The 9,831-nt window shown below is 72.6% G+C and carries 12 protein-coding genes; 3 read left to right on the top strand and 9 right to left on the bottom strand.

From position 1 onward, the window contains the following. The 7 genes from VGW35_03100 to VGW35_03070 form a co-directional block, all read right to left on the bottom strand. Positions 1-409: MaoC family dehydratase (locus VGW35_03100; GenBank protein ID HEV8306631.1), on the bottom strand; the 409-nt coding region annotated here is incomplete at its 3' end. A gap of 24 nt (positions 410-433) precedes the next feature. After that, positions 434-1,189, bottom strand: coding sequence for an SDR family NAD(P)-dependent oxidoreductase (locus VGW35_03095; protein ID HEV8306630.1), 756 nt, complete (start codon positions 1,187-1,189; stop codon positions 434-436). 72 nt (positions 1,190-1,261) lie between these two features. Next, on the bottom strand, positions 1,262-2,461 hold the full coding sequence (locus VGW35_03090; protein HEV8306629.1) for a CaiB/BaiF CoA-transferase family protein: 1,200 nt from the start codon (positions 2,459-2,461) through the stop codon (positions 1,262-1,264). 40 nt (positions 2,462-2,501) lie between these two features. Then, complete coding sequence (locus VGW35_03085) at positions 2,502-3,638, bottom strand: acyl-CoA dehydrogenase family protein (protein ID HEV8306628.1); 1,137 nt, start codon at positions 3,636-3,638, stop codon at positions 2,502-2,504. Positions 3,639-3,694: 56 nt separating this feature from the next. Further along, entirely contained in the window at positions 3,695-4,456 is a 762-nt protein-coding gene (locus tag VGW35_03080) for an enoyl-CoA hydratase-related protein (protein HEV8306627.1), read from the bottom strand. Positions 4,457-4,475: 19 nt separating this feature from the next. Continuing rightward, positions 4,476-4,799, bottom strand: coding sequence for a rhodanese-like domain-containing protein (locus tag VGW35_03075; GenBank protein HEV8306626.1), 324 nt, complete (start codon positions 4,797-4,799; stop codon positions 4,476-4,478). A 21-nt stretch (positions 4,800-4,820) separates the two neighbouring features. After that, complete coding sequence (locus VGW35_03070; GenBank protein HEV8306625.1) at positions 4,821-5,873, bottom strand: Ldh family oxidoreductase; 1,053 nt, start codon at positions 5,871-5,873, stop codon at positions 4,821-4,823. Positions 5,874-6,049: 176 nt separating this feature from the next. Here VGW35_03070 and VGW35_03065 point away from each other — a divergent pair, with 176 nt between their 5' ends. After that, positions 6,050-7,474: an amidase family protein gene (locus VGW35_03065; GenBank protein HEV8306624.1), complete on the top strand. Its 1,425-nt coding sequence runs from the start codon at positions 6,050-6,052 to the stop codon at positions 7,472-7,474. A 128-nt stretch (positions 7,475-7,602) separates the two neighbouring features. On the opposite strand, the gene VGW35_03060 is transcribed toward VGW35_03065, so the two are convergent. Further along, the gene (locus VGW35_03060; GenBank protein ID HEV8306623.1) at positions 7,603-8,391 is read right to left on the bottom strand and encodes an alpha/beta hydrolase; all 789 of its coding nucleotides are present in this window, start codon (positions 8,389-8,391) and stop codon (positions 7,603-7,605) included. Further along, a complete protein-coding gene (locus VGW35_03055; protein ID HEV8306622.1) occupies positions 8,372-9,016 on the bottom strand; it encodes a methyltransferase domain-containing protein in 645 nt (214 codons plus the stop codon). Before VGW35_03055 ends, VGW35_03060 begins: the two co-directional genes overlap by 20 nt. Positions 9,017-9,055: 39 nt before the next feature. Here VGW35_03055 and VGW35_03050 point away from each other — a divergent pair, with 39 nt between their 5' ends. Continuing rightward, entirely contained in the window at positions 9,056-9,457 is a 402-nt protein-coding gene (locus tag VGW35_03050) for a Rid family detoxifying hydrolase (protein HEV8306621.1), read from the top strand. 35 nt (positions 9,458-9,492) lie between these two features. Further along, positions 9,493-9,831: maleylpyruvate isomerase N-terminal domain-containing protein (locus VGW35_03045; GenBank protein ID HEV8306620.1), on the top strand; the 339-nt coding region annotated here is incomplete at its 3' end.

Below are 9,831 nucleotides of genomic sequence, written 5' to 3'. Positions count from 1 at the left end.
CGGCCACCACCTCGCCGCGCTGGTTGGTGCAGGTCACCTTGCTGAACGTCTTCCCGGCCGCCACGTCGCGCTCGGCGACCTCGTAGGTCACCGTGATCGTGTCGCCGATGAAGACGGGCTTCGGGAAGCGGATGCGGTCGTAGCCATAGGAGACGACGGTCCCCGACACCCCCTCGCAGATCCTGGTCGACGCCTGGGACATGTAGGCGATCATGAGGGCGCCGTGGGCGATCCGGTGGCCGTAGCGCGTCCCCTTCATGAACTCCTCGTCCACGTGGATCGGCGCGAAGTCTCCCGAGATGCCGGCGAAGAGATACACGTCGGTCTCGCCCACTGTCTTCCGGACGGTCACCGACTTGCCGATCGGAAGCGCGGCCATCGCCGTCCCCGCTCCGCCTGGTGTCTCCATGGACCGTCTCCTTCGCGTGGCTCCCTACCAGTCCAGGTCTCCGATTCCCCAGCCGCCGTCGACGTAGACCGTCTGACCCGTGATGTAGCTCGCGAGGTCCGACGCCAGGAAGAGCACGGCGCCGGCCATGTCGTCGGGACTCCCCAGCCGCCCGAGCGGGATCTTCCGGATCATGGTCGCCCGCCGGACCGGGTCGGCTTCGAGGTAGCCGCGGGTCATCGGCGTCTCGGTGATGCCGGGTCCGACCGCGTTCACCGTGATCCCCCACGGCCCCCACTCGAGCGCCAGGCAGCGGGTGAGCTGGAGGACGCCCGCCTTGCTGGCGCAGTAGGCCGACCGGTTCAGGAGGGCCAGGTCGGCGCCGATGGAGGTGATGTTGACGATCCGCCCGCGGCCGGCCCGGCGCATGGCCGGGACCACCGCCCGGGAGGCGAGATGCACTCCCCTGAGGTTGACGTCGAGCAGGAAGCTCCAGTCCGCCTCGGTCGTCTCGAGCGCGGGCTTCCGGCGGACCACGCCCGCGCAGTTCACCAGGATGTCGATGGCCCCGTAGCGCCCGAGGACGGTCTCGACGGCCCGAGCCACGTCGGCCTCGACCGCCACGTCTCCGGCCAGGACCGCTCCCCCGGCTTCCCCCGTCCCCTCGGTCGCCGTTCGACTCACCGCCACGACCCGCGCGCCCGCCTTCGCGAGCCGCTGGACGATCGCCTCGCCGATCCCTCGGGTCCCACCGGTCACGATGGCGACCCGGCCCGTGAGGTCCAGCCCGTCGCTCGGCATCTTCATCCTCCGGTCAGCGTGGTGTCACCTTCATCATGCGGGGATGCCAGCGGCAGACGTCACCCCTTCCCCTCACACGATGCCCTCGGCGCGGAGCCGGCGGACGTCCGCCTCGGCGTAGCCGACCTCCCGCAAGATCTCCTCCGCCTGCTCCCCCGGCATCGGCGGTGGCCGGCGCACGGTGGCCCGGCCCGTCGACAGCTCGAGCGGGAACCGCAGGAGCCGGACGCGCCCGGCGACCGGGTGCTCGATGTCCTCGACGGCGTCGGCCGCCTGCACCGCCGGGTCGGCGAAAGTCTCGGCGTGGGTGAGGACCGGCGCCGCCCACACGCCCCGAGGCACCAGGAGCTCGACCCACTCCGCGGTCGTCCGCGTCCGCATGACGGGCTCGAGGATCCGCGCGATCGCTTCCCGGGCCGGGAAATTGTACGGCACCGCCGCGTGCGGGGCGAGCTCGGCCAGGTCGAGGGCCTGCTGCAGCGCCGAGAGCGGCGACATCGAGAGCACGAGGTGGCCGTCCTTCGTCTCGTAGACGCCGTAGGGGCCCGGATGAAACATGCTGGCCAGGCTACTGGGGCTCTTTTCCATCCGGGCGCCATTCAAAAAGTAGGTCACCACCTCGAGCTGGAGGTCGAGAGCCGCCCGCAGCATGCTCACCTCGACGTGGAGGCCCCGGCCGGTCCGGCCGCGCTCGAGGAGCGCCGCCAGCACGCCGAGGGCCAGGAGCGTCGCCCCGTGCTGGTCGACCACGGCGGTGCCGACCGGCGTCGGCGGCTGGCCCGCGCGGCCGGAGATATGGGCGAGCCCCGAGACGGCCTGGAGGAGAAGGTCCTGGCCGGGGCGGTCGCGATAGGGGCTCGCCTCGCCGTAGCCGGAGGCGGAGACGTAGACCAGACGGGGGTTCAGCGCCGCCGCCGCCTCGTAGCCGAGGCCCAGGCGCGTCATGACGCCCGGACGGAAGTTCTGGACGAGGACGTCGGCGCGCTCGATGAGGCGCCGGGCGATGGCCTGGCCGTCTGGCCGCTTGAGGTCGAGCGTCAGGCTCCGCTGGTTCCGGTGCGTCGACATGAAGAAGACGCTCACCCCGTTCTTGTAGAGGTCGCACCCCGACCAGTTCCGCTCCCACAGCTTGCCGCCGGGCGGCTCGATCTTGATGACGTCCGCCCCGAGGTCGGCGAGGAACTGGACGCCGGAAGGTCCCAGCAGGAACTGGGTGAAGCTGAGGACCCGGACGCCTTCGAGGACCCGGAGCGGGCCGTGACCGGTGGTCACTGGATGACGCCGTCGGCCCGCACCAGGATCGACGGGGAAATCACTTGAGGAGCTGGCGGGCGATCACGAGACGCTGGATCTGGCTCGTCCCCTCCCAGATCTGGTAGACCCGCGCGTCGCGGTACAAGCGCTCGATGGGGAACTCGGTCGAGTAGCCGTAGGCCCCGTGGATCTGGAGGGCGTCGGTCGTCACCCGCGCCGCGGTCTCGGAGGCGACGAGCTTCGCCTCGGCCGCCTCCCGGATGAGCGGCCGGCCCCGGTCCTTGAGACAGGCCGCCTTGCGGAGGAGGAGGCGGCTCGCCTCGATCTGGGCCGACATGTCGGCGAGCATGAACTGGACCGCCTGGAAGCCCGCGATCGGCTGGCCGAAGGCGGGGCGCTGCCTGGCGTAGGCGACCGCCGCCTCCATGGCGGCCTGGGCGATCCCCAGGGCCTGGGCGCCGATCCCGATCCGTCCGGTGTCGAGCGAGATCATGGCCCGCTTGAACCCCTCGCCTTCGCCGCCGAGGAGGGCCGAGCGGGGCACGCGGCAGTCCTCGAAGACGAGCTCCCCGGTGGCGAGCCCGCGCACGCCGAGGAGCGACTCCTTCGAGCCGCGCGCGAACCCCGGCGTCCCCATTTCCACGAGAAGGAGCGTGATCCCGGCGCGCCCCTTCCGCCGGTCCGTCGTCGCCACCACGACGGCCAGCTCGCAGACCAGGGCCGCCGTGATGAAGCGCTTCGTCCCGTTCAGGATGTAGCCGTCGGCGGTCGGGGTGGCGGTCGTCTGGATCCCGGCCACGTCGGAGCCGGCGCCCGGCTCGGTCTGGGCGATGGCGCAGATCTTCTCGCCGCGGACCATGGCCGGCAGGTACCGCCGGCGCTGCGCCTCGGTCCCGTTGGCGAGAATCATGTCGCTCATCAGCTTCGAGAGGAGCTGGGCGTCGGCGACGGCGGCCGAGGCGCGGGCCAGCTCCTCCTGGGCGATGCACCAGCTCAGGGTGTCGGCGCCCGAGCCCCCGTACTCGGACGGCACCGTCATGCCGAGGATGTCCAGCTCCGCCATCCGCTTGTAGAGGTCTCCCGGAAACTCGTCGGCGCGGTCGATCTCGGCGGCGCGAGGCTTGACCTCCCGCTCCGCGAATTCGCGGACCAGGTCCCGGGTGAGTCGCTGGGCGTCCGTCAGGTCGAAGTCCATGGGGCCTTCCCACGTTCCGCCGTGAGGCGCTCGGGTGTCAAGGGGGGGACTCCCGCTCACCGCGCCTCGGATCTCCCGCGATCGAGAAACCGCTGCATGGCCGCCCGCGGCTCGTCCGTGGTATAGGTCGCCGCGAAGGCGTCCATCGACAGCGCGATGGCCGATTCGAGGTCGACGCGGCGCCACGCGGCCAGGAGGGCCTTCTGGCGGCGGAGGGCCTGCGGGGGGAGCGCCAGCAGTCGCGCGATCCAGGCCTCCACCTCCCGGTCGAGCGCGTCGTCGGGCACGGCCCGGTTGACGAGGCCCCAGCGCTCCGCCTCGACGGCGTCGATGCTCTCGCCCAGCAGGAGGAGCTCAGCCGCCCGGCCCCAGCCGACGAGGCCCGGCAAGAGCGCCGCCTCGATCACCGAGGGGATCCCGACCCGGATCTCCGGCATCCCGAGCCGACAGGACGCCGCGGCGAGCCGGAGATCGCAGCCCAGGACGAGCTCCAGGGCGCCGCCGAGGACATGGCCGTGGAGGCGGGCCAGGACGGGCGCCGGCAGCTCCCGCACGGCGCGGATCGTGTCATGGAACGCGCCGATGAAGGCGCGCGCGGCCGGGGCGCCGAGGTCGCGCATCGCCTGGACCTCGACGCCGGCCGAGAAGGCGCGGCCGGTGGCGCCGAGGACGATCACCCGGACGTCGGCGGCGCCACCGAGGGCGCGGAAGGCTGCGCCCAGCTCGGCGATGAGCGCGGGGGTCAGGATGTTCAGCGGCGGGCGGGCCAGCGTGACGCGGGCCACGCCGCCCTCCCGCGCGACGGTCAGCTCGGCCATCGGCCCGGGCTCCGGCGCCTCAGTAGCGCCGGAGGGCGGGATCGACGCGGAGGGTCCAGGCGTCGATGCCACCCCGGAGGTTCACGGCAGGGATCTCCTGGGCGCGAAGCCACGCCACCACTTCCGCCGAACGGATCCCGTGGTGGCAGTAGACGACGACCTCGCGCTCCGGGTCCAGCTCGTTCAGGCGAAACGCCAGCTCGTCCATCGGGATGAGGCGGGCCCCCGAGAGCGCGCAGATCTCGTACTCCCAGGGCTCGCGGACGTCGAGGAGCGCGGGGGCATCCCCGGCCTCGACCCGCGTCTTCAGCTCCTCCGGCGTGATCTCGGCGTAGGCCTCCATGCGCGCGTAGTGTACTTCCGCTCAGAGTCCCGGGGGCACGGCGATCTTGAAGCGCTCGGCGACGCTGCGGAGGTTGCGGACGGTCCCCGGCGGCAGCGGGATGCCGCGCCGGAGCCGCTCCTCCGCGCACCGATCCTCCGGCTCGCCGGGCGCCAGGATCTCGCCGACCCCGGTCGCGGGGGGGAGACGCTTGAGGCCGTCGATGAGGCCGTCGACGTGGTCCCGGTAGCGCTCCAGGTCGGTGAAGGCGCCGATGTCGATGGCCGCCACGACGCTGTTCTGCCGGTGGCGGCCGGAACCCTCCCGGCCGTGGTGCGCCGGCTCGAGGAGCGGGTTGTCGACCATCAGGCTGGTCAGGCACTCGAACATCATGGCCAGTCCGGACCCCTTGGGGCCGCCGAACGGCAGGAGGATCACCGCCTGCTTCGGGTCGGTGGTGGGACGGCCGTCCTTGTCGAGCGCCCAGCCTTCCGGAATGGGGATCCCCTTGTCGATGGCCAGCCGGAGCTTCCCGCCGGCCGCGACGCTGGTGGCCATGTCCAGGACGAGCGGCCGGTGCCGCCGGGCCGGGACGGCGATGGCGATGGGGCTGTTGTGAACCCCGGCCGCCCGGGCGCCGTGCGGGGCCATGTTCGGCGGGCTACAGACGATGGCGATCCCCGCCAGCCCCTCCTTCACCGCCAGCAGCGCGTAGTAGGCCATGGCCCCCTGGTGCGTGGTGTTGCGAATGACGCCCCAGCCGACCCCCACCGCTCGCGCCTTGCCGATCACGTGGCGCATCGCCTGCACCGTGACCACCGGGCCGAGCGCGTGATCCCCGTCGATCAGCACCGTGGCCGGCGTCTCCCGGAGGACCTGGATCTTCGGCCGCGGGTTCATGATGCCCTTGTCGATCATCTCGAGATACGAGGGGATCCGCAGGACGCCGTGGGAGTCGACGCCCCGGAGGTTCGCCCAGACCAGCACCTCGGCCTCGAGGGCCGCGTCCTCGGACGGCACCCCGGCGTGGATGAAGACCTGCTTGGTGAACTCCCGGAGCTCGTCCGCGCTCGCGCGGATCTCATCGGTGGCCATGGTCAGTCTCCCTTTCGGCGGGTGGCCCGCTCCGACAGCGGTTCTCCCGAGCAAGCCCGGAGCCGGCGCCCTGAGGATAGCACTGCGCGGGCCCCGCTGGACAACGGGCGTATCCGGTCCTACCCTGGTCCCCGCAGGAAGCGCCGAACCACCACGAGCCCACGCGGGAGGAGCCGATGAACGCGACCGACCTCTGCTATACACCCGCCACCGAGCTCGGCCGGCTGATCCGATCCCGGAAGCTCTCCCCCGTCGAGCTGACGGATGGCGTGCTCGCCCGCATCGAGCGGCTCAACCCGAAGCTCAACGCCTTCCTCACCGTCACGGCGGACCACGCGCGCGAGCTGGCGCGGGCGGCCGAGGCCCGGGTCCAGCGCGGCACGCTGATCGGCCCCCTGGACGGCATCCCGTACTCCATCAAGGACCTCGAGCCGACCGCGGGGATCCGCACGACCTATGGCTCGAAGTTTTTCGAGGAGAACGTGCCGAGCGAGGACGGCATCGTGGCCGCGCGTCTTCGCGCCACCGGCGGCGTGCTTCTCGGCAAGACCAACACGCCGCACTTCGGCTACAAGGACATGTGCGACAACCTGATCGGCCCGCCCTGCCGGAATCCCTGGAACCTCGGGCGCACCTCCGGCGCCTCGTCCGGCGGCGCCGGCGCGGCGGTGGCGGCCGGCCTCGGGCCGATCGCCCACGGCTCGGACGGCTCCGGCTCGATCCGCATCCCCTCGGCCCTCTGCGGGATCTTCGGGATGAAACCGTCGCTCGGCCGGGTCCCCTACTGGCCGAGCGCCGACCTCTGGAACACCCGCTCCCACAACGGCCCGATGACCCGCACGGTGCGCGACGCCGCGCTCCTCCTCCAGGCCATGGCCGGCCCCGACCCGCGCGATCCGATGTCGATCGACGCGCCGCCGGCCGACTACCTGGCGGCCTGCGAAGGGGACCTCAAGGGGATGCGGGTCGGCTGGAGCCGCGACCTCGGCTTCGCGGCGGTCGACCCCGAGGTGGGGGAGATCGCGGCGAGCGCGGCCCGGCGCTTCGCCGATCTCGGCTGCGAGGTGGAGGAGGCGAAGATCGACTGGGGCAATCCCTACGAGTTCCACAAGGTGATCTACTCGGTGCACGTGGCGGCCCGGAACCACGAGCGCGCGCGCGCCCGGCCCGACTGGATCGAGCCCACGCTCATGCGGATGATCCTGGACGCCGCCAAGCTCAGCGCCATCGACTTCGTGCAGGCCTGGCTCGCCCGCACCGTCTTTGCCGAGCGCGTCCGCGCCACCTTCGAGCGCTACGACCTCCTCCTCACGCCCCAGATGCCGGTCGCGGCCTGGCCGGCCGACCCCGGGCCCTTCGAGGGCCTGCCCGACCTCGGCGGGAAGCCCGCCCACTCGATCTTCGACCGCGTGCCATTCATGTACCCGTTCAACCTGACCGGCCAGCCGGCCGCCAACGCGCCGTGCGGGTTCACCCGCGAGCGGCTGCCGGTGGGGCTCCAGATCGTGGGGCGCTGGCACCGGGAGACCGACGTCTTCCGCGCCGCGGCCTGCTTCGAGGCGCTCCAGCCATGGGCGTCCCACCGCCCCCCGCTCGACTAGGTTCTTCGGGGGGGTCTCGGAAGACCCCCCCGATGCCCCCCTCGGTTGCGGCGGCACAGCCGCCGCTCGGAGCGCTGCTCGACGCATCGCCCGCGCGGGGCGAGCTGCCGGGTTACTCCCACACACTCCTAGGGACCGACGAAGCTCTCGATCGCCGCGGCCATCTGGTCGGGCACCTCGAACATCGGGAAGTGGCTCCGCGCGGCGAGCTTCTGCACGTGGAACCACGGGTGGCTGTCGGCGAACGTCCGCTGCGCCGCCAGGTACCCGGGGTCCTCGGGCTGAGCGTAGAGGTGGAGAACCGGCGGCGGCGCCAGCCGGGCCAGGGCCTGGAGCGGGCTTCGGTGCGTGGCGTAGGCGCGCGCGATCTCGCGGCCGGCCCGGGCCCACATCGCGAAGTCGTGGGCGCCCATGTCCTCGGTGACGAAGCGCGCCACCGCCGGGTGATCCAGCCCGTGGAGCCACGTTGCGAAGAGACGATCGCGGGTCTCCCGCCAGCGGTCCGGGTCCTGGAGCGCCTTCAGGGCGGCGAGGAAGGGCGGCGGCGCGTCGAGGACGAGCCAGTCGACGAGGACGAGGCCCGGCACCCGGACGCCGAGGCGGCGGCGCAGCTCGATCGCCACCCAGCCGGCGTGGGCGAGCGCGACGGGAATGATCTGCCCGACGCCGCTCGCCTCGACGACCGCCAGGACGTCGGTAACCAGGCCGTCCTGGCCGAAATCGGCGGCGGGCGACCCCGAGTCTCCGTGACCGCGCCAGTCGAGCACCAGCGTGCGCCGGGAGGCGCTGCAGCGGCTCGGGAGCCCGGCGAAGCCGGCGCGGCTCGAGCACCAGCCGGGCAGGAAGATCAGGGCCGGCTCGCCCCGGCCCTGGTCGTCATAGGCGATCCTCACGCCGTCACTGCGCGTCTCGGCCATCGGTCCTCCGGAGCTCGAGGATCAGGAAATACTGGTAGGGCAGGAAGTCGGCCTCGCCGGCGAGCCGCAGGCCGGCGCGCCCGGCATCTCGCAGGAACGCCTCGCGGGGGACGCGGTGCTCGAGCGGCGGCCCGACCGGCGTCTCCCGATCGTGGAAATCGACGTTGGCGAGCCGGCCGCCGGGTCGGAGCGAGCGGACGAGCCGCCGCAGGAAGGCGCGGCCATCGGGGAAGTGGTGGTAGGTGTTGACCACCAGGATCAGGTCGCAGCAGCGCGCGGGCAAGAGTGGATCGTCGTCGCGGCCGAGGACGGGCGTGACGTTCCGGACGCGCGACCGGGGGAGCCGCGCGACGAGACGCTCGAGCATTCGAGGCTCGGCATCGACGGCGTAGACGCGGCCGCGGGGTCCCACCGCGCGGGCCAGGCGGAACGTGAAGAAGCCGGGACCGGCGCCGATCTCGCCCACGGTCTGCCCCGGCCGGAGCCGGAGCGCCCGGACGACCGCCCCCGGCTTCTGCCAGCGCGCGCGCCCGGGATCGAGGAGGCGACCGAGGCAGGCCTCCAGGTCCTCGGGATTGCCGTGCGCGTCTCGATGGTGGGCTGGGTGCCGCCGCGCTCGGGCCACGACGCGCACTCTAGCACGCACACACGAGGAGGAGACAGCATGCCGAAGCGCGAGATCATCTCCACCGACGCGGGGCCGCGGACCGGGCTGCCCTACTCCCAGGCCGTGCGCCACGGCGACCTCGTCTTCGTGGCCGGCCAGGTCGCGATCGACCCGGCGACCGGCCAGGTCGTCGAGGGCGACGTCCGGGTTCAGACGCGGCGGGTCCTCGACAACGTCCAGGCGATCCTGCGGGCGGCCGGCACCTCGCTCGAGCACGCGGTGGAGACGGTCTGCTTCCTGCGCGACATCGCGGACTTCCCCGCCTTCAACGAGGCCTACCGGGGCTACTTCCCGACGGACCCGCCGGCCCGCACCACCGTCCAGGCCATCCTGCCGCGCGAAGGGCTGAAGGTGGAGATCCGGGTCGTGGCCGCCATGCCCGACGGCGCCGGCCGCTGACCGAATCGGAAACACTCACCGAAAGGAGCGACCGAGTGGCCACCGACCGCACGTTTGAAGCCCGGAACGCCCAGGAGAGTCAGCGGCTGAAGGCGCTGGTCGCGCGGCTCGCCGACGCGGACCTCGAGCGCCCGGTCGGCCACGGCTGGACGGTGGCAGCGACGCTGGTGCACCTGGCGTTCTGGGACCTGCGGGCCATCACGCTGATCGACCGGTTCGAGCAGGAGGGTGTCCGCCCGTCGCCCGTCGACGTGGACGTGGTGAACGACACGGTCCACGCGCTGGCGCAGTCGATTCCCCCGCGGGCGGCGGCCCAGCTGGTGGTCCGGGCCGCGGAGATGGTGGACCGCCGGATCGCGGCCCTGCCCGACTCC

The organism is Candidatus Methylomirabilota bacterium (assembly GCA_036005065.1).
In the GTDB taxonomy this organism is placed as follows: domain Bacteria; phylum Methylomirabilota; class Methylomirabilia; order Rokubacteriales; family DASRDR01; genus DASYQW01.
Note: the sequence above shows the minus strand (reverse complement) of the source record. Positions and strands in the feature narration are given on the sequence as shown.